Raw genomic sequence first — 23,027 nt, 5'->3', positions numbered from 1 at the left:
CCAGCAACAATGCCCGTCGATACTCCCCCAGCGGATCCGGTGAATCAGAGCAGGTCCAGAACCCCGACCGTCTGGCCGCCGCTGAGTTCGCCGGTCGGGCGGAAGCCCAGCTTGAGATAGAAGGGCTCCGGGCCGCCCGGGCGCGGCTCCCAGGTCACGTACGCCTTCGTGACACCGCGGGCCCGGATCTCCCGGCAGACCTGCTCCACGGCGAACCGGCCGTAGCCGTGACCCTGCACGTCCGCGGCGATGTTGAGCCGCCACAGCCCCGAGCGGCGAGCCTGCGGGTCGTCCTCGGTCGGCCACTCGATGTCGAGGAACGCCATCAGGAACCCGACCAGGCGGTCACCGTCGTAGATCAGGCGCGGCCACGCGTTGTCCGGATAGACGTACGCCTCGGCGAGCGACTTCACCACCGGTGAGACCAGGTCCTCCTGGTCGGGGTGGACGGTGATGGCGAGCGCCGCCTCATAGTTCTTCGGAGTGATCAATTCGAGTCGCACGGAGCGCACCCTAGAACACCGCGCCACGAGGACCAGAGCCATTTTCGGTCTCCGCCCCGGCCCGCCCGCTACGGGAAGGGACCTGCTTGTCACTCGGCGATCACCACGCCGGGTAGGCTCCCCCTCGGCGGCCAGGACTCAGGGGCGGCAGCGGGGTGCCGATTGCCTGGTCGTCACGGGATCGGAGGGGCATTCAGATGGACCTGCAGGACACCGAGTCCGACGGAATCGGAGCGGCGCCCTCGGTGGCACGGTTGCTCCTCGAGCTCCGCGGCCGGGTCAGCGTCGACGTCCGGCCGTCCGGCCGCAGCATCCAGATCCGGCCGCAGGGCGCACGGACCCTGGCGGTGCACATCCACCCCGGCGGTGTCGACATCGCCGTGGCCCGGGACCAGGCCGAGGAGGTCGCGGCCACGATCGCCGGCGCGACCGTGAAGGACCCGGACGACCCGGTGCCGTTCGTCTCGGTCGAGGGCCACCTGATCGACGCCAGCTACGACGCGATCCTCACCGCCGCCGTGCAGGCGGTCGAGCTGCGCAAGTCCGGCGGCCCGGCGAAGGCCCCGCGGGCCACCACCGCGCGGACCACGACCACCCGGACCTCCACGCCGAAGGCGACCCGTCCCGCCCCCCGGCCCGACCGGCCGATCTGCCCCCGCTGCAAGCAGTACGAACTGCTCGCCAGCGGCGAGTGCCCCTCCGGCTACTGCTGACCCGGCCGTCCCAGCAACGCCAGGGTGAACCAGAAGCGGCTACCTCCCCCGGGATTGTCCTCCACCCCGATCCGGCCACCGTGGCGTTCGATGATGCGCTGGCAGATGTTGAGGCCGAGGCCCGTCCCGGGATATCCGCTGCTGTTGGCGCAGCGGTGGAACGCGTCGAAGATCTTCAGCTGATCGGCGGCGGGTACGCCGATCCCACGGTCGGCCACTTCGACGCGGATGGCGCCGTCGGGCAGAACGTCCGCGCGGACCTCCACCTCGGGCACGGAACCAGCCGGCGTGTACTTGATCGCGTTGCCGATCAGGTTGTCCAGGACGTGCCGGAGAAGTGGGGCGTCCACCACCACGGTCGGCAACGTTCCGGCCACCACGACCCTGGCGGTGCCGACGATGGTGACATGGTCGCTGATGATGTCCTGGACCATGTCGTCCAGTGAAGCGGGGCCCAGGTTGAGGGGCTGGTCGGCCCGGGCGTAATCGAGCAGTTCCTGGGTCAGGCGGCTCATCCGGCCGAGGCCACGCTCGATGGCGGTGAGGTCACGCTGGAAGTCAGCGCCGAGGCTGCCGTAGTCCGCCCGGAGCATCTCGACATGTGCGGTGACGGCGGCGAGCGGGTTCTTCAGGTCGTGCGAGGCCATGCTCATCAGGGCGCGCAGCTCCGATTCCCGGTCGCTGACCCGCTGTGCGCAGCCGTGCCCGCCGAGCGTGCCGGTTCCGGCCGTCCCGGCGGCGCGGTGCCAGGCGGCACCGGGAGCGAGCCGGGCGGCGAGAGCGGCGCCACCGTGGTGGAGCAGGGTGATCAGCTGGCTGGTCATGGCGGACTCCCGAAGGCGAGTGGGTGGCTGACGGAGCCCATGTCAGCTGTCCGGCGGGTGTCCGTCGAGGCACCTGAACGGATTGCGGACATGCCGCTGGAGGCCGGCGTTACGGTTTCCGTATGGCGGAGCCGCCTGTTGACGGGGCCGGCGAGGACGCCGACCCGCTCCTGCTGTTCAAGCAACGGTTGAAGCAGTTCCGGATCGAGTCGGGCAATCCGTCGTTCCGGGAGCTGGAACGACTGTTCGGCAAACTCGGCGCACCGCAGGCACACTCCACGATCCAGGCGAAGGTGACCGGTACAGCGGTCCCGGACCGGGCTTTCGTGGAGACGTTCGTCCGGGCGTGTGCCCGGCATGCCGGCACCACCCGGGAACCGGACCTGCAGGAGTGGCGAGACGCGCACACCCGGACCCTGGCCGGCATCGCCGCCCAGGGGGCGATGCCGGCCAGTGCGGGAGATCCGTACCGCAGGCTGGAGGCATTCGGCGAAGACGACGCGGTCTGGTTCCACGGCCGCGGCGGCGCGGTCGATCAGGTGATCGCCGCATTGACCGCCCGGCAGTCGGCGGTGCTCCTGCTCGGCCCGTCCGGCTCGGGCAAGTCGTCGCTGGTGCACGCCGGGGTACTGCCCGCGCTGGGCGATGGTGCACTGCCGGGCAGTGACCAATGGCTGCGGGTGTCCGTCCGGCCACGGCAGGACCTGCTCGCCGAACTGGAGCGTGCCGGCCTGCCCGGGGCCGATACGTCGCTGCCCGCGGCCCTGTCTCAGCGGCTGGCCGGGCAGCCGCCGCAGTGCCGCCTGGTGCTGGTCATCGACCAGTTCGAGGAACTTCTCACCCCGCTGACCAGTCCCGATCTCGAACCGATCCGGCGCGAGGCGCTCGTGCAACTGACCGCGGCGCTCGGCACGCCCGGAGTGACGCTGATGCTGGTCATGCGCGACGACTTCTACCCGCAACTGGCGGCACAGGCCCCTGACCTTCGCGCTGGGCTGACGCTGGTGGACCTGCCCGCCGGCCTGAGCGTGGAGCAGGTGCGCGACATCATCGTCGAACCCGCGCGGACGGCGGGGCTGGTGTGGGAGCCCGGGCTGCCGGAGCGGATCGTCGCCGACGTGCTGGCCGGCTACGACACCGGCACCACCCGGTGTGTGCCGGTCACGGTCCTGCCGCTACTGGAGTTGACCCTGTGCCAGGTGTGGGATCGGCGGGCCGGCACCCGGCTGACCCGCGACGCCTACCAGCGGGTCGGCGGCGTCCGCGGCGCGCTGACGGCCTGGTGCGCCGCGGCCATCGAGCAGCTGTCGCCGCAGGAGCGAGACTGCGCCGAACAGGTGCTGACCGCGCTGGTGCGTCCCGCCGACGCCGAACGTGGCGTGCCCGCCGTCCGGCAGCAGGTCCCGGTGGACACCCTGCGGCAACTGCTCGATCCGGCCGTCACCGGTGCCACGGAGCCGGCCGGCGCGTCGACCGTCGACCGGGTCCTGGCCGCCCTGACCGGGCACCGGATCGTCACCACCCGCGCCCTTCCCGAGAGCCGCGCCACCGGCCCGGATCCAGCCGGCACCGACGAGGCCAGGACGCCGGTGGCGGAACTGATCCACGACGCGGTGATCCGAGACTGGCCGCAGCTGCGCGAATGGGTCGATCGCGACCACCGGTTCCAGGACTGGCTGCGCCGCACCGATGAACGGCACCGGCACTGGGCACGGCATCCCACCCCCGACGACCTGCTGCACGGCAGCGACCTCGCCGAAGGCGTCGACTGGTCGGCCCACCGGCCACTGCCCCACGGCATCGCCACGTTCCTTCAGGCCAGCCGGCACGACCAGCAGGCCCGGATCCGGCGGGCACGCCGGTTGAACACGGTCCTGGCCGGCCTGCTCGCCATCGCCCTGGTCGCCGCGGGCGTCGCGACCTGGCAGCGGCACACCGCGGTCGACGCCCGCCGGGAATCCCTGTCACGGCAGCTCGCCGCGCAGTCGACGGCCATGCTGCCCCGCAACTCGGAACTGGCTGATCTGCTCGCCGTGCAGGCCTACCGTCTTGGCCCCACGACGGCCGAAGCCGTCGAAAGCCTCTACACCGCCGTCTCCCGGCCCATCGCTCGTATCCTGACCGGCCATACCGAAATGGTGTCCAGGGTCGCGTACAGCCTGGGCGGGAATCATGTGGCCAGTGCCGGCAGTGACAACACGGTGCGGATCTGGGACGTCGGTACCGGAAAGCCGCAGATCCTCACCGGACACACCAAAGCGGTGTTCGCCGTGGCCTACAGCCCGGACAAGCGACACCTCGCCAGCGGCAGCGCCGACAAGACGGTGCGGATCTGGGACCTCGCCACCGGAACATCACAGACCCTCACCGGACACACCCAAGCGGTGTCCGCCGTTGCCTACAGCCCGGACAAACACCACCTGGCCAGCGCCAGCGACGACAAGACCGTACGGATCTGGGACCTCGACACCGGAACATCACGGACCCTCGGCGGCCACACCGAGCACGGATCCGCGGTGGCCTACAGCCCGGACGGGCGACACCTGGCCAGCGCCGGCAACGACAACACGGTGCGGATCTGGGACGTCGCCACCGGAACATCACGGACCCTCACCGGACACACGGAGAAGGTGTCCGCCGTGGCCTACAGCCCGGACGGGCGACATCTCGCCAGCGCCAGCCGCGACAAGACGGTACGGATCTGGAACCTCGCCACCGGAACATCACAGACCCTCACCGGACACACGGAGAAGGTGTCCGCCGTGGCCTACAGCCCGGACAGGCGACACCTCGCCAGCGCCGGCGACGACAAGACCGTACGGATCTGGGACCTCAACACCGGAAGATCAGAGACCCTCACCGGCCACACCAACCAGGTGTACGGGGTGGCGTACAGCCCGGACGGACATCACCTGGCCAGCGCCGGGTACGACCAGACCGTGCGGATCTGGGACCTCGACACCGGAGACTCACACTTACTCGCCGGCCACACCGACAAGGTGTCCGCGGTGGCGTACAGCCCGGAAGGACACCACCTGGCCAGCGCCGGCGCCGACAAGAAGATACGGATCTGGGACCTCGACACCGGGCGATCGCGGATCCTCACCGGCCACACCAGCACCGTGCGCGGCCTGGCCTACAGCCTGGACAAGCGACATCTCGCCAGCGCCGGCGACGACAAGAAGGTACGGATCTGGGACGTCGCCACCGGACGATCGCGGATCCTCACCGGCCACACCGACAGGGTCTCCACGGTGGCGTACAGCCCGGACGAACATCACCTGGCCAGCGCCGGCCGCGACAAGATCGTACGGATCTGGGACCTCGACACCGGAAAGTGCCATCTCCTGAGCGGCCACACCGACTGGGTGTCCGCGGTGGCGTACAGCCCGGACCAACATCACCTGGCCAGCGCCGGCCGCGACAAGGACATCCGGATCTGGGACCTCGACACGTGGAAATCCCGTCTCCTGGCCGGCCACACCCAAACGGTGACCGCGCTGGCCTACAGCCGGGACGGGCGACACCTCGCCAGCGCGAGCCGCGACAAGACGGTACGGATCTGGGACCTCGACACCGGCGAACCACAGACCCTGCCCGACCACACCACCGAGGTGTTCGCGGTGGCATACAGCCCGGACATGCGGTATCTGGCCAGCGCCGGCGACGACGGGACGGTACTGCTCCGGGAGCTCGGCACCGGCATACCGCGGACCCTCACCGGCCACACCAATTGGGTCAACATGGTGGCCTACCGTCCGTACGGGCTCGAGCTGGCCAGCGCGGGCGCGGACGGCAACGTGCGGCTATGGGACAACGTCGATCTGACGCCGGCCGCCGCCGCCGACCTCATCTGCCGCGACCTCGGGCGTGATCTCACCCCTGGCGAACGCACGACCTACCTGCCGCGAGCCGGCTCCGGCCCGCGAGCGTGCCCTCAGCCGGCGCACTGACGTTCTACCTCGACGAGCCGTCGCCGTCCGTCACGGCCGTACACGCGGTGATCGCGGCAGCGGGCTCCGCGGCCGCTTTCCGCGCGTTCAACAGATCCCGTGGTCTGCATCGTTGCGACAACCGATACGGCAAAATTTGGGCCATCATCCACCTGATCCCGTCTTGCCCGATTGGCCGAGGTTTTTCGCAAATACACCAACTAGCTTCGTGGCTGTGGAAAACCTGAAACCCCGCACCGTCACCGGCCGCCGCCGTTTCCTCTCCGTGCTCGCCGCGGGTGTCGCCCTGGGAGCCGTCGTGTCGACCGGCTTCCAGGTGCCCGCGCTGGCCGCGGTGACCGAGTCCGGCGCGGACCTGACCGGCTGGACCAACGTGGTGGGCGACGGCGTGTACGCCGCCCCCGGCCAGGCCCCGGTCAACGACGCCGACATCGCCCTCGAGAACCGTGGCACCGACTCCCTCCTGCGCGCGAACGTCCTGAAGCGCGGCATCATGGCGCACGCGATCTCGTTCAAGCGGATCACCGACGTGTCGATGATGCAGACGGTGCACCAGGCGGGCTTCTCGTTCCAGATGCCGTACGTGCCGTCCACCGCCGGCGGCCCGCGCAACGCGCAGACCGTCGAGGGTGGCCTGTTCGTCTGGGACGGCATCAACACCAAGGTCGACCACGGCACCGCCTTCCAGTGGGTGCTCAACCCGTGGCAGTCGAACTTCGGCCAGATCCGCGTCTGGACCGGTAACAGCTGGGCCGCCGCCGGATACCTCAAGCCGGACACCGCGTGGCACAACGTCTCGCTGATGGTCGACCCGGTCAACAGCAAGGTCGAGCTTCTTATCGACGGCGTGAACATGAACGCGCCGTACTCGCGGACGACCAAGAGCGGCTGGGCCACGGCCGTCTCCGCCCGCCTGCAGGCCGAGACCATCTCGCTCTACCCCGGCGCCAACGCGACCTCGGGTCCGCAGCAGGAGGTCCTGATCCGCGACTGGACCTGGACCCGCCAGTAACAGCGTCAGCTGACCAACCGGCTTTCTGCCGCGGCCCCCGGAACACGTTCCGGGGGCCGCGTCGTATTCACACCCGGCCACGGCACGGCAGCACGCTCACGTCCTACGGCGAGCCGGTTCGGCCCGCTCACGGGTGTCGGTGCCGCGCGGCGCCGGCGCTCCGGAGGCGGCCGCGCCCATGCGGCGCAGCGCCTCCCGCAGGATCGCTTCCGACGTCGCGAAATTGATGCGTACGAAGCCCGCCCCGCCCGAGCCGAAGACATGCCCGGAGCTGAGCGCGACCCGCGCCCGGTCGAGGAACAGGCGTGCCGGCCCGTCGAGGTCGGTGACCACGCCGGCGCCGTCCCCGGTGTGCAGGCCCAGCGCACGACAGTCCAGCCAGCCCAGATATGTCGCCTGCGGGCGGACCAGGGAGGTCTGCGGCAGATGCTCGGCGACCAGGGAGCCGAGCAGGTCGCGCTGGCGGTCGAGGCCCTCGAGCAGGTCGTCGAGCCAGGCCCGGCCGTGGGCGAAGGCCGCCGTGTGGGCGAGGACGCCGAGGTGACTGGGGCCGTGACCGACCTCCTCGGGGAGCCGGGCGAGGTCGGCGGTGGCGTCCGGGCCGGCGACGAGCAGGGCCGCCTTCAGGCCCGCGAGGTTCCAGCCCTTGGAGGCGGACAGGAGCGCGAACGCGTTCTCCGCACCGGGGACGCTGAGATACGGAACGAATCGCGCGCCGCTGAGCACGAGCGGCGCGTGGATCTCATCGGAGATCACCCGGATGTCGTGCCTCCGGGCAAGCGCGGCGAGCGCGGTGAGTTCGGCGCTGGTGTGCACGACCCCGGTCGGGTTGTGCGGGCTGCACAGCAGCAGGGCCTTCGCGCGGTGCCGGGCGGCGACGGTCTCGATGACGTCCAGGTCGAGCCGCCAGCCGGGGCCGAGCGGGGCCTCGACCACCCGGCGGCCGGCGTGGGCGAGGAACGCGTAGAACGGCGGGTAGACCGGCGGGCAGACGATCACCGCGTCGCCGGGCTCGGTGACCAGGCGCAACGCCTCGACGATGCCCATCATGACGTCGGGAACTACCGCGGTCCGGCCTGTCGTGATCCCGCCCCAGCCCCAGCGGTCCGCGGCGAAGCGGGCGAGCGCGTCGGCGTACCCGTGCCCGGAAGGGTAGCCGGTGTCACCGGCGTCGATCGCCTCCCGCAGGGCCACGGCCACGGCCGGGGCAAGCCGGACGTCCATCTCTGCGACCCACAGCGGCAGCACGTCGGGCGGGTGGGTGGTCCACTTCAGGCTGGTCCGGGACCGCAGCCGCGCCAGGGTCAACTCCTCGAGCGGATTCACCCCACTCACCCGCTGACCTTGGAGGAAGTGCTGAGGCGGCGGGCCAGCGCGGCGGGCGGCAGACCGGCGAACTCGACGGTCTCCCGGCTGAGATGGGCCTGGTCGACGTATCCGGCGCGCACCGCCAGCTCACCGATCGAGTGCGGGCCGGTCCCCTCGGTCAGCAGGCTCAGGAAGCGGCGGAAGCGGAACACCCGGTGCAGGGTCTTCGGCCCGTAACCGACCGCCGCGGTGAACCGGCGCCGCAGTTGCCGGTCGCCGAGGCCGAGCCGCCCACCGAGTTCACGCACGCGCAGGTGCGGGTCGCGCAGTAACCGCGCGGCCTCGAGCATCGCCGGGTCGGGCGGGCGTTCCTCGGAGAGCCGGCCGGTGAGCGTGACGAGCCGGCCCAGTGCCTCGGCGGGGGTCAGGTCGCCCGGCAGCCGCCCGGCGGTCTCCGGGCGCAGCGCGGCGAGGCCGGGCCGCAGGTTCCGCAACGGTTCCAGCGGCATGCCGAGCACTGTGCCGCCGGCGCCGGGCCGCAGGCGCACGCCCACGAGCGTCCGCCCGGACGGGACCTCGTCGGGCACCGGTCCGGTGTCCGGGCCGGCCAGGAACGCGCCGTGCCCGCTCTGCCAGATCAGGTCGACGCAGCCGTCCGGCAGGATCGGCATCCGGCTCACACGCTGCGGGACGGTGCTGCGCCACAGGCACGCGACGGCACCACGGAGGCTCTCCGGTGGCGCCCACTCGACGTAGCTCATGTCCGATTCTTACAAGACGAACGGTGCCGGGCACCAATAGCGTCTCATGCATGACCGCTGATTTCCGTGCCGCTGAAGGATTCCTGCGAGCCGAGGGCCGCCTGCTGGAACGCCGCCTGTTCGACACCCTGTTCCACGGCGCCGCTCCGGACGGCGTGGTCGACGTGCTGCGCGGCTACCGCAACGCCGACGGTGGCTTCGGCCACGGCCTGGAACCGGACAAGCGTTGCCCGGCCAGCCTGCCGATCGACGTGGAGGTCGCCTTCCAGGCCCTGGCCGCGGCCGGTGTCCGCGACACCGGACTGCTCGGCCCCGCCTGCGATTTCCTCCAGGGTGTGACGACGGACGGCGCGGTTCCGCTCGCCTTTCCGGTGATCGAGGAGCACCCGCGGGCGGCGCACTGGACGGACTGGACGTACCAGCCGGGTGTCAACCCGACCGCCGGCCTGGCCGGCCTGCTCCACCAGCTCGGCTTCGAGCACTCGTGGCGGGAGACGGCGACCCGGTTCTGCTGGCGGGTCATCGAGTCCGGGGAACTGCCCGACGAGACGCACGCGCTCTCCGAGGTCCTGGTCTTCCTCACGCACGTGCCGGATCGGCAGCGAGCCGAGCGGGCCGCCACGGCGGTCGTGCAACGGATGATCGACTCGCCGTTGTTCCAGGCCATGCCGAAACCCGGCGAGTACGGCCTGGGCCCGCTGAACGTGGCCCCGGCCGCGGACTCCCCGTGGCGGCGCCTGTTCGACGACGGTCAGCTCGACGCGCACCTCGAGCACCTGGCCGCGGCCCAGCAGGAGGACGGCGGGTGGCCGATCACCTGGGAGCCGCCGAGCGACGCCGCGCGGCTGGAGTGGCGCGGCGTCGTCACGCTCCAGGCGGTTCGTACGCTCACGTCGTACGGCAGATTGAGCTGATTTTGATCGGTCTCACCAGGACATCAGGAGCACGATCGCCAGGGCGAGCAGAAGGGAGTCGATGCGGTCCAGCAGGCCGCCGGAGCCGGGAATCCAGGAGGCGGTGTCCTTGACCCCGGCGCCCCGCTTGATCATCGACTCGAACAGGTCCCCGAGCGGGGCACCGACCGTGACGGCCACGACGAGACCGATGATCAGCGATGTCGGCAGGTCCCGGGTGAAGACGCCGAAGACGGCCAGGGTGCCGACGGCCGCCAACCCGCCCGCGAGCGTTCCGCTCCAGCGTTTGGCCGGTGACAGCGGCGACAGCGACGGGCCGCCGAAGCGCCGTCCGGCGACGTAGGCGGCGATGTCACCGATCGAGACCGCGGCGAAGAGCAGGAGCGTGACCGCCCCCAACCGCACCGTCGCGGCCAGCGGCGCGAGCCAGATCAGGCCGAGGACGCCGTTGGCCGCCCGGCGCAGGCCACCGGCGGCGTCGCCGGTCAGCACCGGAACGGCTGCGACCAGCAGCACGCCGGCGCCCGCGGCGCGCAGGACGTGCCCGGGGCTGAGCCCGGCCGTGCCGATGAGTGCGAGCAAGGCGAGGACCAGCGCGGCCCGGTCCAGCCACGGCGCCCGCAGCGTCGCCCCGAACTCGAGGGCGGCGATGCATGCGGCCGCCGCACCGACGGCCGCGGCGCCCGGGGCACCCAGCCAGAACGCGCCGGTCACCAGGGGTATCCCCACCGCCCACGCGCACCACCGCTGGATCAGGTCCCGCCGCCGGGACGCCAGGACCGCGACGGCGCCGGCGCCCAGCGCGACGGCCAGGTACGGCACCAGCGTGCCGACCGTGATCATCGGGTGGACACGCTTTCCCGGGTCGCGGCGAGTGCGGCCCGGTAGGCGGCGACGATCCGGGCGTTGCCGGCGCGGTCCTTAACGGCTATCCGGACGGTTCGCCCCTGGAACACCGGCGACATCGGTGACAGGTCGCGCAGGTACACGTCGTCGCGGCGGCAGGCCGCGACCACCTCGGCCGCGCTGGGGCCGTCCGCCGGGAGGGTCACCAGGACGAAGTTCGAGACGGCCTCCTCGACCGGCACCGAGGGATCGACCGCGCGCAGCGCCTCCGCGAGTTCGGCCCGCAGTACCGCGGTCTCCGCCCAGCGTGCCGCGTAGTACTCCGGGTCGCCAAGTGCCGCGACCGCGGCGAGTTGCGCGGGCAGGCTGACCGCCCACGGCGGCGTCCACCGGCGCAGGGCGGCGGCGGTGAGCGCGTCGCTGGTCAGATACGCCACCCGCAGGCCCGAGAGGGCGTACATCTTGGACATCGTCGTGCAGACGACCAGGTTGGGGCGCTGGACGGCCAGGGACGCGACGGACTGGTCCGGGCCCGCGTAGCCCGCGTACGCCTCGTCGACCCAGATCCGGGTACGAGTCGGCACGCGGGTGAGCGCGTCGCGGAGCACCCGCGCCGGGAGCCGCCCGCCGGTCGGGTTGTTCGGGTTCACCAGGACCGCCAGGTCGTAGTCGGCCCCGGCCAGCGCGCCGACGAGACGCTCGGTGTCGATGCGCCATCCGTCGGCCGGGCCGATCGTCAGCCGGTCCACCCGGCAGCCGATCACTTCCGTGGTCACGTGGGTGTACTCGCCGTAGCTGGGGTCGACCAGCAGCACCCGGCTCTGCGGGGTGAGCCACTGGCGGAACGCGCGGAAGATGAGGTCCGAGGATCCGGCTCCGAGGGTGAGCGAGTCGGCCGGCAGATTGCGTGCCGCGGCGATCTCCCGCCGCAGACCGTCCGCGTCGACCGGCGGGGAGGTGCGCGCGTGCCACGCCGGATCCTCGGCGAGCACCCGCAGCACGCCCGGTGCCGGTGGGAACCAGGCGTCCAGGACGTCCGCCGCGACGATCCGGTGCCGGCGGTCGAGGCTGCGGAAGTCGGTCCCGATGCCGTCGAAGAACGCCCCGCCGTGGAAGCAGCCGTCCGACCCGTCGCGCATCGGCAGGTCGAGGCGCCAGTCCAGGTCGATGGAGAGGCGGTCGAGCACCGCCGCGTAGCGCTGTCGCGCCAGGACCGCCAGGTCGTCCACCCGCGCCGACATCACCTCGAAGGTGACCTCGCCGGAGACCACGGTGTGGCCGGTCGGGCGCAGGCCGGCGGCCCGGTACATGTCGGCCAGGGCGGTGCGGCCCATCGCCACCACCCGTCGGCCGCCACGCGACTGCACCCAGCGCAGGGCGGCGTACATGAGCAGGCCGGCGGCCCCGGTGTTGCGCCACGGTGCCGCGACGGTCAGGATGCGGATCTCGAACACGTCGGGCTCGTCGAGCACCGGCAGGTCCGCACGGGACAGGTACTTCTCCAGCGACCAGCGGCCGGTCCACGGCGGCGTGATGCTCACGAAGCCGGCCGGTTCCCCGCCCACGGTGGCCACCAGGTACACGACGTCGTGGTCGTCCAGGGCGTCCCGGAGCCGGCCGGCCGGGTTCACGGCGTGCTGGCCGAGTTCCTCGGCGTACACCGTGTGCCGCAGTTCGAAGATCCAATCCCGATCCGCCGCGGTGCCCGGCCGCAGACCGAGCCGTCGTGAAACCACGTGGTCTCCCCTCGTCACGCTCAAGATCTTAGAGATATCGACCAACATGCCGAAGGATTCAGAACTTGGCACAGCAAGCCTTGAAAAGTTGAGAAAGTTAAGTCCATACTTGAGAAAATCAAGGAGGCCGGAGATGGAGTGGCAGGAACTCACCAAGCTGACCGGGGGGCAGCCGCTCATCGTCGAGCGGGTGCGGCTGGCCGAGACGGGGGTGGCTGTCGAGGGTGCGTTCGAGCTTCCGCAACTGGCCGCGCTCAGCGTCGAGGACCAGGTGTTCGTCACCGCCTTCGTGCGCTGTCACGGCTCCATCAAGGAGATGGAGCGGGTCTTCGGGATCAGCTACCCCACGGTGAAGAACCGGCTGAACCGGATCGCGAGCGGTCTCGAGTTCGTCGACACCGATCCGGCGCCCTCGCACTCCGAGGTGATCCAGCGCCTCAAGCGCGGCGAGATCACGGCGGCGGAGGCCATCCGGGAACTGGAGGCCCAGTCGTGATCCGTGCCGGCTCCGGCTCAGCGAGTACAGAGGAGAGAGAAGTGACCGACAACCGCCTGCACGTGCTGCAGATGCTCGCCGAGGGCCAGATCAGCGCCGAAGAGGCCGACCGCCTCATCGCCGCGCTGGACAAGCAGCCCACCACCCCGGTCGCCTACGGCGCCGAGGCCACCGTCAGCAACCCCCGGTACCTGCGCGTCCTCGTCGAGGACCACGAGGGCGGCAAGGAGACGCCGACGAACGTGAACATCCGCGTGCCGTTCCAGCTGCTCCGCGCCGGGGTGCGACTGGCCAGCCTGCTCCCCGGCGGCGCCAAGGAGCAGATCAACGCGGCGCTCCGCAAGAACAACGTCCCGATCGACGTCACCCAGCTCAAGCCCGAGGACCTCGACGAGCTGGTGGGACACCTGGCCGACATGACCATCGACGTCGAGGAGAGGGACACGAAGGTACGGATCTTCGCCGAGTGAGCACGACGACGAACAGCGGGGCGGCCGGCCACCTCGGTGGCCGGGCGCCCCGCGAAACGGTCGACGGGCGCGTCAGGCCCGCATGACGGTGGCGATCGGGATGCCGGCGGCGCGGATGGCGGGGATGAAGCCGCCGAGGATGCCGGCGACCAGCCCGGCGATCACCCCGGAGACCCCCGCCGACCACGGGAACTCGACGCCCTGGAGGAAGGGCTCGGACGGGCCGAGCACGACGGTCACCGCCTTCAGGGCCGCGACGCTCACCCCGATCGCCGCGGCGGCCGTGAAGAGGCCGGTCACCAGGTTCTCGGCCAGGACGATGCCGGCCAGCACCGCGCGGGGCGTGCCGACCGCCCGGCGCAGGGCAAACTCCTCGACCCGCTCCCCCACCGTGGCCAGCCCGACGTTCAGGACGCCGGCGCAGCCGATGATCAGCACCAGGCTCGCCATCGCCAGGAAGATGACGCGCATCAGGTCGAGCTGGTCCTCCATCTCCTTACGGGAGTTGATCGGCTCCGCGGACATGTCAGCGCCGCCGCTCAGGGCCTTCAGCTTCGCGATCAGCACCGACTCCACCGGCGTCGAGCCGGCCAGGGCCACCTGGACGTCGGTGTAACCGCTGCTGGGATCGGTCATGCGATCGAGCGGCAGCCAGTTCGTCAGCTCGTCCAGCCGCAGATAGGCGTGCGGCTGGGAGTCGCCGTCCTTGACCACGCCGATCAGCTGCGGGGTCATGTTGTGCGGGGCCCCGGTGATGCGCATCTCGGCGGGGACGTGGTACCGCTCGAAGCCCTTCGCGGCCTCCTCGTTCAGCACCAGGCGCGGAGCAAGCTGCGGCGTGGTGGTGAAGTCGAGCCACTGACCGGACTTCGGGCGGTACGGCCGGAACGGCCGGATGTCGCCGGTCAGGGCCGTGATCCGCAGCTCGATGGCCTGGCCCTTCGGCTTGCCCGCGTTCTCGTCGACGCATCTGCCGCTGGCGTCGCAGACCTGCACCCCGCCCCAGTCCTGGTCGAACGGGGCGCCGCCCTCGTTGACCGGCCGGACGCCGGGTTCGCCGATGACGGCGTTCATGCTGAACATGGCGACCGCGTCCTGGCGGCCCTTGAGCGTGTCGGCGACCGCCTGGCTCGCCCCGGCCGCCGACGGCACACCGTAGAGCACCTTGGTGCCGTCGATCCCGTTCTGCAGCTCCATGTCGGAGAGCTGAAGGCGCTCGGCGATGCCGGCGCCGGCCTGGACGACGACGACGGCCAGCACGCCGAGGAAGAGGCTGACCATGGAGAGCAGCGTGCGCAGCTTGCGCGCCCGGATGCCCTGACCGCCGATGATCATGGCCGAGCGCAGCCGGCCGGAGAGACGCATCATGCCGGACCGCCGATCCGCGGCAGCTCGGTGGTGGGCGCGTCGACACCCGCGCCGGCGAGCACGGGGACCCGCTCGGTGAGCACACCGGCCTGCAGGTCGACGATGCGGCCCATCCGGGCGGCGTGGTCGCGGTCGTGGGTGACCAGGATCAGCGCGCACCCGCGGGTGGTCGCCTCCTGCAGGGCGTCGATGACGACCGTCCCGGTCTCGGTGTCCAGGGCGCCGGTCGGCTCGTCGGCGAGCAGGATCCGCGGGTCGCGGACGAGGGCACGGGCGATCGCCACCCGCTGCTGCTCGCCACCGGACATCTTGGCCGGCCGGTTCTTCGCCAGGTGCGCGATCCCGACCTGGTCGAGCGCTTGCATCACCCGGGTGCGGCGCTCGCGCCGCGGCAGCCACCCCTGCCCGTTAACCAGCGCCATCGCCACGTTCTGCGCCGCGGTCAGGTGCTTGAGCAGGAAGAACCGCTGGAACACGAACCCGAAGTGCGAGCTGCGCAGCTTCGCGGCATGCCGCTCGGGCAGCTTGCTGATGTCCCGCCCGTCCAGGGTGTAGGTCCCCGAGTCCGCCCGGTCGAACAGGCCGAGGACGCTGAGCAGCGTGCTCTTGCCGGAGCCGGAGCGCCCGACGATCGCGACGCTCTCGCCCGCCCGGACGGTCAGGCCGACCCCGTCCAGGATCGTCCGGGGCTCCTTCTGGCCCTTGAGGACCTTGGTGATCCCGGCGAGTTCGATCAGCGAGGTCACTTGGTCCCCTCACCGTTCGGTGCGGCGGCCGGGTCGGCGGGCGGCAGGTCCGGGCCGGGAACGGCGATGGTCTCGTCGCCGCGCAGCCCCTTCTTGATCTCGATGACCTTGCCGTCGGAGATGCCGAGCGTCACGTCGACGGTCTTGCGGGTCTGGTCTTCGCCGGTCACCACGTCGACCTTGCCCTTGCCCTGCGCCCCGGCGACCGCCTCGACCGGCAGGACGAGCACGTTCGAGGCCTTGTCGGTGATCACCTCGAGGGTGACGTCCGCGCCGTTGATCAGCTTGACGCTCTTCGGCGGTACGCAGACCAGGCGCATGCCGGTCGGCTCCGACCCGGTCGAGCCGCTCTGGTCCGCCTCCGGGTCGGGCCCGGGCTGGGCGGACGCGTTGGGCGTGGGTGAGGTGGTGTTCGCCACGGGCTCCGGCACCGTCCCGGCCGGCAACGCGGCGATCGTCCCGAGCGCGGAGCACTTGAACGGCCCGGGACCGTTCTTGATCTGTGCCTGCACCTGCTTGATCGCTCCGGAGATCCGGTACGCCTGCGCGCTGTCGATGTCGGCCGCGATCCCGTACCCGGCGTGCGTGGCCGAGAGCACCGGCATCCCCTTGGTGACCGTCGCGTGGTCCTCCATCAGCCGCCCGGCGAAGACGGAGCCGACCGGGATCTCGACCCGGGTGGGGATCCCGTCGTGCCACACGCTCGCGGCCCAGACCGGGAACTTGTCCGTCGTCTTCGGCAGCGACCGGCTGACCCACCGCAGCTCGCCGTCGGCGGGCGCGACGATCCCGAAGACCGGGTTGATGGTCACCTTGCCACTGAGGCTGATCTTGTTGCTGAGGCTCTGCCGGGTCGGCTTGACCGTGGTGAGCACCGTGCCCCGATCGGCGAGGCCCGGAGTCTCGGTGGTCTCCCCGGACGACGAGCAGCCGGCGGCCGAGAGGACCACCACCAGGCTCAGCAAGGCACGCCTGCGAAGTAACACGGAATCCCCCGTCGTCAATGCGATCAACAGCGCGGCGAAGGCTACCGGACCGACGCAACACACAGAAAGGTCACAGGTTGTAACCGACCTGCACCGATCACAGCGAGCGGAGCGGACGTTACTTTCAGTACACGGTGTTAAGAAGCCGGAAACATTGACGTCACACAATGCCGCCCCTACAGTGCCAGGCACACCAGAGAGCGCTCTCACGAGCGGCTGCCCCGGGTCGAATTCAGTGGAGGCGTGATGGAATCTGTCGTCCGACGTACGAGAACAAGGGGTAGGGTCCTCGCCCTCGCGGCCGTCGCGGTCGTCACGGCCGGACTGGGCGCGGTGGCGCTCAGCGGCACGGCGGACGCGGCCACCATCGGGGCGGCCAGCTACACCGAGACCCTGCCGGCCGGCGCGAGCCTGCCGACCGGCTGCGGAGACCTGGCCACCAACCCCCGCCAGTTCATGACCGCCAACGCCCCGGCCGGGCCGGTGCCGACCAACGACTGGTGGTCGTCGCTGGTCTACAAGAAGTTCGACTGCGCCTACAGCGAGAACCTGCACGCGCACCCGACCAGCTACGACACCACCGCGGGCGGGCTGGGCTTCTCCTACAACACCACGCCGCAGATCAGCGGCTCGGCCACCGGCGTGGGCGAGTACCACTACATCTACCAGGAGGACTTCACCGCCGGGGTGGCCGGGCTGAACGCGCCGCGGACCCTGGTCGACTCCTGGACCGACTGGACCGTCACGCCGTACTGGAGCGACGGCACCCGGACCATGAAGGCGACCATCGGCCACGGCCTGCCCTTCGCGTACTTCCAGATCACCGGCGGCAACGCCCAGATCACCGCGAAGAGCACGCCGACCGTCTGGTCCAACAGCGGAGCGCGGATCGGCTACACGGTCGCCGGCAAGGACTACGTCGCGTACGCGCCGACCGGCGCCACCTGGTCGGTCAGCGGCAACGTGATCACCTCCACCCTGGCGGGCAAGGGCTACTTCTCCATCGCGGTGCTGCCGACCACGCCGTCCACCAGCAGCGCGGACAAGACGACGCTGGCCACGAGCTTCGGCACCTATGCGCACAACCACGTCACCGGCACCCGGGTGTCGTACGCCTACAACCAGGCCACCAGCCGGGTCGCCACCACGTACACGTACACCACCACCGCGCGTGAGGGCTCCGGTACCGGCACCGTCATCGGCCTCTACCCGCACCAGTGGCGGGCGCTGACCGGGGCGACGCCCATCGCGCAGACCTACGTCACCGCCCGCGGGGCGATGAAGAACCTCGTCGGCGCCTCGTCCTACACCACCTCGGCGGTCTTCAACGGGGTGCTGCCCGAGGTGCCCGCGGTGGCCGACAGCACCGGCGCCGACCTGACCACGCTCAACTCCTACCTCGACCAGGTCAAGGCCAACCCGGTCAACGTGCTGGGGAACGACACCTACTGGACCGGCAAGGCGCTCGGCGTCGGCGCGCGGATCGCGGAGATCGCCGACCAGCTCGGCCGGACCGACGTACGGGACACCGCGCTGGCGGCGATCCGTACCAAGCTGACCGAGTGGTTCACCGCCACGCAGGGCAAGACGGAGAAGCTGTTCTACTACGACCGGAACTGGGGCACGCTGATCGGCTACCCCGCGTCGTACGGTTCCGACGCCGAGCTCAACGACCACCACTTCCACTACGGCTACTTCATCGCCGCCGCCGCGACGCTCGCCAAGTTCGATCCGTCCTGGGCGGCGAACTCCAGCTACGGCGGCATGGTGGACCTGCTGATCCGCGACGCCAACAACTACGACCGCGGTGACAACCGGTTCCCGTACCTGCGGGACTTCGACATCTACGCCGGGCACGACTGGGCGGCCGGGCACGGCGCGTTCTTCGCCGGCAACAATCAGGAGTCCTCGTCGGAGGGGATGAACTTCGCCAACGGCCTGATCCAGTGGGGACAGGCGACCGGCAACACCGCGATCCGCGACGCCGGCATCTTCATCTGGACGACGCAGTCGGCCGCGATCAACGAGTACTGGTTCGACACCCACGACGAGAACTTCCCGTCGGCGTTCGGCCACGGCACCGTCGGCATGGTCTGGGGCGACGGCGGCGCGTACTCCACCTGGTTCTCCGCGGCACCCGAGCAGATCCAGGGCATCAACATGCTGCCGGTCACCGGTGGACACTTCTACCTCGGCAACGACCCGGCGTACGTCAAGCGCAACTACGCCGAGATGGTCACCAACGCCGGGCACGAACCGGCACTCTGGCAGGACATCGCCTGGCAGTACCTGGCGCTCGGCGACGGCGACGCGGCACTGGCCAAATTCCGGGCCAACAGCGGATACACCCCGGAAGAGGGCGAGACCAGGGCGCACACGTTCCACTGGATCCGTAACCTGGCCGCGCTCGGCACCACCGATCTCACCGTCACCGCCAACCACCCGCTGTACCGGGTGTTCAGCAAGAACGGCGCCAAGACGTACGTCGCGTCGAACATCACCAACGCGGCGCTGACGGTGACGTTCTCGGACGGCAAGGTGCTGGCGGTGCCGGCCGGGCAGACGGTCGCCAGCGGCGCGGTGAACTTCGCCGGCGGCAACGCGACCGGCGGCGGAATCAACCCGACCCCCTCGCCCACGACCAGCAGCAGCCCGACCCCCTCGCCGACGACCAGCACCAGCCCGACCCCGACCCCGACCACCTCCAGCCCGCCGACCGGCGGAGGGGCGGTCCGCTACCTGCAGGCCGACGGTGTGCTGGCGAGCTCCGCCGGTACGGCCGCAACCGCGACCGTGGTCAAGGCGTCCGGCGTCAACGACAACCAGCCGCACTCGCCGACCACGTTCACCGCGACCGGGCTCAACCTGGCGTACCGCTCCGGCGCCGCGACCGCGTTCGGCATCTCGGTCGACGCGGGCACCTCGGTCGGCAACGCCACCCAGGTCCGCGTCTCGTACGACCTGACCGGCAACGGCAGCTTCGACCGGGTCGAGACGTTCCGCTACTTCGCCACCGACCCGGTCACCGGGTGGGAGCGGTACACCGACGCCACCGGCCAGATCACCACGACAGGAGCCTTCGGCGACCTGGTGAACGGCACCGTCAAGGTGGAGATCTGGAGCGCCATCGGCTCCGCGCCGAGCACGGTGTCGCTGGGAGCACTCTCCACGGTGACCCTGCCGTATCAGTGACCTGACACCCCGGGAGCGCCGCGTGGTGAGAACCATGCGGCGCTCCACGGCTCGGCGTGCGGGCCATGCCCTATCTCAAGAACGGCATTGCCTCGAACTCGTGAGGTCAGCCGGCCAAGCTCGGGCCGTGAGGGTGCCGATGGACGCCGCGACCGTCCCGTTGACCGCCGGAGAACGGCCTGCTCAGACCCGACCCGGCGACCGGATCCTTCCTCTGTCCCGCTACGTGAACGGGCGGTAGCGGCTGTTCACCGGACGCGTCGCGATCGCCGGCGAGAAGTAAATGCTGAGCAGGAATCGATACGGCGCTTGTCGCCGTGGTAGTAATCGTCGCCTTGATCACTTCCTGGACGATCGGATCACCGGCGGCGATCGCGGCGAGCGGCGAAATACCGGCAGCAGCGAGTACACTTATGCCGATAAATAGGAACGCTCGCCGTAGCACGCCCATTCCGGACGAAAGCCCCTCGCATCGGGGCGGGAACTCATCCTGCTCATCCATCACAGCTGGCTGGCTGGCCTGCGGCTGCCGGATTGCCGGGGGCGCGACATGGCGGTCAACATCCTTCAGCAGACGGAGCAGCATTCTTCGGTGGATCTCGTGGTCTCCACTCAGGGCACGTGCGGCAAGGCCGACACGAAGAGCATCCCGGTCGCCCTGGGAAAGCTCCGCCAGGATGTCGAGCAGCCGGCGCTCGTCAAGAATCGTGCAGGCATCGGCAAGCGACCACAGCGCTCGTCCCGCAAGCAGGTCCAGACGCTGGTGCGACTGCCACAACAAATCGTCGGGATACCCCGCGAGGTGATGTTCGTAGTTCGCCGTTTCCATGGCGCAAACCAGGTAGTGGACATGGCGTTCGAGGTCGGCGACCGCCTCCGCCTGATAACCATCCAAGGTCATGGCGCACATACTTTCAACCCGATGCAACCGTCTGTCACCGCGCCATCACAGAACATCGGTTCAGTGCCGCACCCGACGAACCGGCAACAGTCGGCTATTCCATGAGCTTCTCCGGCCATGCGGACAGAAACTGTCCGGAATGGATCGTAGGGTCGGTGGCATGACGACCTTCGTTCTCGTTCCCGGCTTCTTCCTCGGTGGCTGGGCCTGGCGGCCGGTGACCGACACGCTCCGGGCGCACGGCCACGACGTATACCCGCTGACCCTCACCGGCCTCGCCGAGCGCTCCCACCTCGCCTCGCCCGCGGTCGACCTCGCCATGCACACCGACGACGTCGTCAATCTGCTGCGCTGGGAGGACCTGCACGACGTCGTGCTGGTCGGCCACAGCTACGGCGGGCTGGTCACCACCAACGCCGCCGACCGGATCCCGGAGCGGATCGCCAGGCTGGTGTACGTCGACACCGGCCCGCTGCCCGACGGCGCCGCCCAGGCCGACTTCGCCGGGCCGGAGCAGGCGGCGCGGGACCGGGTCGTCGTCGACGAGCAGGGTGACGGCTGGCTGCTGCCGCCACCGCCGTGGGCCGACCTCGCCGCCGGCGTCGAGGGGGTCGACGGGGCGACGCTGCGCCGGCTCGCCGAGCACTGCACACCTCAGCCGTACGCCACCGCCACCGCGCCGATGCGGCTGACCGGCGCCTGGGAGAAGCTGCCGCGGTCCTCGATCAGCTGCAGCTTCAGCGTGGCGCAGATCGAGGCGCTGGCGGCGAGCGCGCCGCTCTTCCGGCACATGGCCGGTGACAACTGGCGCCACACCGAGCTGCCCACCTGGCACTGGCCGATGTTCAGCCGTCCGGCCGAGCTGGCATCGCTGCTGCTGGCCGGGGCCTGACCGGCCCGCCGCGGTGACTACAGTGCGCGTCCATGGGACACGTCTTCGCCCGCCTCAGCGGTCACGGCCTGGTGCTGGTGCCGCACTGGCCGTACACCTTCGAACGCGCCGACGCCGCGTCCGACGCCGTGATGGTGACGAACTGGCGGGCCGACGGCCCGGCGAAGGCGCTCGTCGACCCCGCGGACGCGCACGGTGTTCCCGGCGTCGTGGACGTGGAGGCCGGCCCGGACCACCCGTTCTGGGTCATCGAGACCAGCGGGTTCAACGCGGCCTGGCCGCCCGGCTTCAACGTCGAGTCGACCGTTGACCCGTACTGTCTCGTCGGCGAGCACGAAGCGTCGATCTTCGTGCAGGGCCCGGCTCACGTCCCCGACCCGGACGCGATGATCGCCCCGGGCCAGACGGTCGTCGCCCGCCGCGAGATGGATTCGGGCGTGCGAGTCGTCGAGGCGGCGTACGAACACGAGGGCGAAGCCTGGTGGCAGGGCATCTACCTGTACCCGCGCGAGGACGGCCGGGTGCTCGTCTTCACCGCGCAGTCCCGCGAGCCCGGCGTCGCCGCCGCCCGCCACGGCCTGGAATGGATGCTGGGCCTGGCCTGAGAGGATCTTCGGGCTCCTAATCCGTCGGGCGCAGGTTCGAATCCTGCCGGGCGCGCTGTTCTGCCATCTACCAGGGCCTCTGCGGCTTAAGCCGCAAGCCCGATGGCTCTGTTACCTGTTTTGTTACCCGTTCTGGCTGGCGAGCGTCAGAGATGCTCGGCGTCTGAGTGATCCGCTGCTTCCTAGCCGCTCGCATCTGACACCGAACGGCGTGTCAACGTGTACTCGCGCCAGGCCTCGGAGGCGTCGACAAGGCGACCAGTCCAGGCGTCGGGATGCGCTCCGCCGACTTCTGACCACAGCCGGGAGTTTGCCTCTACGAATGCCCTGACACCTCGATCTGGTGCCGTCTGCCACGCAGGCACGTGCATGGCCCACTGCTCGGCTGAACGTGGATCATGCCCGGAGGCGATAAGCCAAATAATCCAATACCCTGCGTCGAGCCAGGGGGCGCCACGAGTCGCCCATCCCCAATCCACGATGTGGGCTCCGCGCTCGCCAACGATGATGTTGGCATTGTTCAGGTCAGTATGCAGGAGTGCATTACCAGCGAAATAATTTAGGTCGCTCGCGTCAGCGTAGGAACGGAGTCTTTGCTCTGCACGTTTCAGCGGAATATCTGGACAGTCGATGTCGCCGATCCGCCTGAGCATGTCCGCGACGAGCGGAATGTCGGCTGACCCCGGAGCATAGTCAGCTCGGTGCCTGAGTTTCCCCCGCTTTGATGGAGCAGTTTTCCCTGCTACCGGCTGGTGGCAGGGGTAGCCAAGGCAGGCTTGGGCTGCTCGTCCTGGTGTCGAT

Annotated in this window: 19 protein-coding genes; 9 read left to right on the top strand and 10 right to left on the bottom strand. The window is 70.3% G+C overall.

Going from position 1 to position 23,027, the window contains the following annotated elements:
• Positions 1–44: 44 nt before the first annotated feature.
• Positions 45–503 (bottom strand): GNAT family N-acetyltransferase, encoded by a 459-nt coding sequence (locus tag CHC09_RS41580; RefSeq protein WP_203833426.1) that lies wholly within the window; start codon positions 501–503, stop codon positions 45–47.
• Between the two features lie 197 nt (positions 504–700).
• Here CHC09_RS41580 and CHC09_RS41575 point away from each other — a divergent pair, with 197 nt between their 5' ends.
• The gene (locus CHC09_RS41575; protein WP_089298776.1) at positions 701–1,216 is read left to right on the top strand and encodes a hypothetical protein; all 516 of its coding nucleotides are present in this window, start codon (positions 701–703) and stop codon (positions 1,214–1,216) included.
• Here CHC09_RS41575 and CHC09_RS47285 read toward each other — a convergent pair.
• Positions 1,207–2,040: a sensor histidine kinase gene (locus CHC09_RS47285; protein ID WP_089298775.1), complete on the bottom strand. Its 834-nt coding sequence runs from the start codon at positions 2,038–2,040 to the stop codon at positions 1,207–1,209. The two genes, CHC09_RS41575 and CHC09_RS47285, sit on opposite strands and share 10 nt — an antisense overlap.
• Positions 2,041–2,162: 122 nt before the next feature.
• Here CHC09_RS47285 and CHC09_RS41565 point away from each other — a divergent pair, with 122 nt between their 5' ends.
• Both CHC09_RS41565 and CHC09_RS41560 read left to right on the top strand, forming a co-directional pair.
• On the top strand, positions 2,163–5,993 hold the full coding sequence (locus CHC09_RS41565; protein WP_089298774.1) for an nSTAND1 domain-containing NTPase: 3,831 nt from the start codon (positions 2,163–2,165) through the stop codon (positions 5,991–5,993).
• Positions 5,994–6,207: 214 nt separating this feature from the next.
• Complete coding sequence (locus CHC09_RS41560; protein ID WP_089298773.1) at positions 6,208–7,005, top strand: hypothetical protein; 798 nt, start codon at positions 6,208–6,210, stop codon at positions 7,003–7,005.
• Between the two features lie 96 nt (positions 7,006–7,101).
• Here CHC09_RS41560 and CHC09_RS41555 read toward each other — a convergent pair whose 3' ends face one another.
• Positions 7,102–8,340: a MalY/PatB family protein gene (locus CHC09_RS41555; protein WP_179277512.1), complete on the bottom strand. Its 1,239-nt coding sequence runs from the start codon at positions 8,338–8,340 to the stop codon at positions 7,102–7,104.
• Positions 8,337–9,074 (bottom strand): helix-turn-helix domain-containing protein, encoded by a 738-nt coding sequence (locus CHC09_RS41550; RefSeq protein WP_089298771.1) that lies wholly within the window; start codon positions 9,072–9,074, stop codon positions 8,337–8,339. Before CHC09_RS41550 ends, CHC09_RS41555 begins: the two co-directional genes overlap by 4 nt.
• A gap of 50 nt (positions 9,075–9,124) precedes the next feature.
• On the opposite strand from CHC09_RS41550, the gene CHC09_RS41545 reads away from it, so the two are divergent.
• Positions 9,125–9,988 carry a hypothetical protein gene (locus tag CHC09_RS41545; protein WP_089298770.1) on the top strand — a complete coding sequence of 288 codons (864 nt, stop codon included), beginning with the start codon at positions 9,125–9,127 and terminating at the stop codon, positions 9,986–9,988.
• A 12-nt stretch (positions 9,989–10,000) separates the two neighbouring features.
• Here the strand turns inward: CHC09_RS41545 and CHC09_RS41540 are convergent, their stop codons facing one another.
• Complete coding sequence (locus CHC09_RS41540) at positions 10,001–10,831, bottom strand: phosphatidate cytidylyltransferase (RefSeq protein WP_089298769.1); 831 nt, start codon at positions 10,829–10,831, stop codon at positions 10,001–10,003.
• Positions 10,828–12,570, bottom strand: coding sequence for a histidinol-phosphate aminotransferase family protein (locus CHC09_RS41535; protein WP_203833428.1), 1,743 nt, complete (start codon positions 12,568–12,570; stop codon positions 10,828–10,830). Before CHC09_RS41535 ends, CHC09_RS41540 begins: the two co-directional genes overlap by 4 nt.
• Positions 12,571–12,703: 133 nt before the next feature.
• Between CHC09_RS41535 and CHC09_RS41530 the strand changes: the two genes are divergently transcribed.
• Together CHC09_RS41530 and CHC09_RS41525 are read left to right on the top strand one after the other, a co-directional pair.
• Positions 12,704–13,066 (top strand): DUF2089 domain-containing protein, encoded by a 363-nt coding sequence (locus CHC09_RS41530; RefSeq protein ID WP_089298767.1) that lies wholly within the window; start codon positions 12,704–12,706, stop codon positions 13,064–13,066.
• Positions 13,067–13,107: 41 nt separating this feature from the next.
• A complete protein-coding gene (locus CHC09_RS41525; RefSeq protein ID WP_089298766.1) occupies positions 13,108–13,536 on the top strand; it encodes an SHOCT-like domain-containing protein in 429 nt (142 codons plus the stop codon).
• Between the two features lie 72 nt (positions 13,537–13,608).
• On the opposite strand, the gene CHC09_RS41520 is transcribed toward CHC09_RS41525, so the two are convergent.
• From CHC09_RS41520 to CHC09_RS41510, 3 genes are read right to left on the bottom strand one after another with little or no spacing between them, the layout of a single operon-like run.
• Positions 13,609–14,904: an ABC transporter permease gene (locus tag CHC09_RS41520; protein ID WP_089298765.1), complete on the bottom strand. Its 1,296-nt coding sequence runs from the start codon at positions 14,902–14,904 to the stop codon at positions 13,609–13,611.
• The gene (locus CHC09_RS41515) at positions 14,901–15,650 is read right to left on the bottom strand and encodes an ABC transporter ATP-binding protein (RefSeq protein ID WP_089298764.1); all 750 of its coding nucleotides are present in this window, start codon (positions 15,648–15,650) and stop codon (positions 14,901–14,903) included. The genes CHC09_RS41520 and CHC09_RS41515 overlap by 4 nt, the downstream gene beginning before the upstream one ends.
• The gene (locus CHC09_RS41510; RefSeq protein WP_179277511.1) at positions 15,647–16,636 is read right to left on the bottom strand and encodes an efflux RND transporter periplasmic adaptor subunit; all 990 of its coding nucleotides are present in this window, start codon (positions 16,634–16,636) and stop codon (positions 15,647–15,649) included. Before CHC09_RS41510 ends, CHC09_RS41515 begins: the two co-directional genes overlap by 4 nt.
• A gap of 246 nt (positions 16,637–16,882) precedes the next feature.
• Between CHC09_RS41510 and CHC09_RS41505 the strand changes: the two genes are divergently transcribed.
• On the top strand, positions 16,883–19,828 hold the full coding sequence (locus CHC09_RS41505; RefSeq protein WP_089298763.1) for a glycosyl hydrolase: 2,946 nt from the start codon (positions 16,883–16,885) through the stop codon (positions 19,826–19,828).
• A gap of 106 nt (positions 19,829–19,934) precedes the next feature.
• Here the strand turns inward: CHC09_RS41505 and CHC09_RS41500 are convergent, their stop codons facing one another.
• Complete coding sequence (locus tag CHC09_RS41500; protein ID WP_143232882.1) at positions 19,935–20,729, bottom strand: hypothetical protein; 795 nt, start codon at positions 20,727–20,729, stop codon at positions 19,935–19,937.
• Positions 20,730–20,889: 160 nt separating this feature from the next.
• Here CHC09_RS41500 and CHC09_RS41495 point away from each other — a divergent pair, with 160 nt between their 5' ends.
• Both CHC09_RS41495 and CHC09_RS41490 read left to right on the top strand, forming a co-directional pair.
• Positions 20,890–21,621 (top strand): alpha/beta fold hydrolase, encoded by a 732-nt coding sequence (locus tag CHC09_RS41495; protein WP_089298761.1) that lies wholly within the window; start codon positions 20,890–20,892, stop codon positions 21,619–21,621.
• A gap of 32 nt (positions 21,622–21,653) precedes the next feature.
• Entirely contained in the window at positions 21,654–22,226 is a 573-nt protein-coding gene (locus tag CHC09_RS41490; RefSeq protein WP_089298760.1) for a hypothetical protein, read from the top strand.
• Positions 22,227–23,027: the final 801 nt, after the last annotated feature.

Origin of the sequence: Actinoplanes regularis, assembly GCF_900188005.1 — a bacterium.
Lineage (GTDB): Bacteria > Actinomycetota > Actinomycetes > Mycobacteriales > Micromonosporaceae > Actinoplanes > Actinoplanes regularis.
Note: the sequence above shows the minus strand (reverse complement) of the source record. Positions and strands in the feature narration are given on the sequence as shown.

Bases quoted from the DNA above. Each gene is read 5' to 3' on its own strand.
- CHC09_RS41545 (WP_089298770.1), top strand. From the start codon at position 9,125: ATGACCGCTGATTTCCGTGCCGCTGAAGGATTCCTGCGAGCCGAGGGC.
- CHC09_RS41530 (WP_089298767.1), top strand. From the start codon at position 12,704: ATGGAGTGGCAGGAACTCACCAAGCTGACCGGGGGGCAGCCGCTCATC.
- CHC09_RS41575 (WP_089298776.1), top strand. From the start codon at position 701: ATGGACCTGCAGGACACCGAGTCCGACGGAATCGGAGCGGCGCCCTCG.
- CHC09_RS41520 (WP_089298765.1), bottom strand. From the start codon at position 14,904: ATGATGCGTCTCTCCGGCCGGCTGCGCTCGGCCATGATCATCGGCGGT.
- CHC09_RS41540 (WP_089298769.1), bottom strand. From the start codon at position 10,831: ATGATCACGGTCGGCACGCTGGTGCCGTACCTGGCCGTCGCGCTGGGC.
- CHC09_RS41490 (WP_089298760.1), top strand. From the start codon at position 21,654: ATGGGACACGTCTTCGCCCGCCTCAGCGGTCACGGCCTGGTGCTGGTG.
- CHC09_RS41500 (WP_143232882.1), bottom strand. From the start codon at position 20,729: ATGACCTTGGATGGTTATCAGGCGGAGGCGGTCGCCGACCTCGAACGC.
- CHC09_RS41565 (WP_089298774.1), top strand. From the start codon at position 2,163: ATGGCGGAGCCGCCTGTTGACGGGGCCGGCGAGGACGCCGACCCGCTC.
- CHC09_RS41550 (WP_089298771.1), bottom strand. From the start codon at position 9,074: ATGAGCTACGTCGAGTGGGCGCCACCGGAGAGCCTCCGTGGTGCCGTC.
- CHC09_RS47285 (WP_089298775.1), bottom strand. From the start codon at position 2,040: ATGACCAGCCAGCTGATCACCCTGCTCCACCACGGTGGCGCCGCTCTC.
- CHC09_RS41495 (WP_089298761.1), top strand. From the start codon at position 20,890: ATGACGACCTTCGTTCTCGTTCCCGGCTTCTTCCTCGGTGGCTGGGCC.
- CHC09_RS41505 (WP_089298763.1), top strand. From the start codon at position 16,883: ATGGAATCTGTCGTCCGACGTACGAGAACAAGGGGTAGGGTCCTCGCC.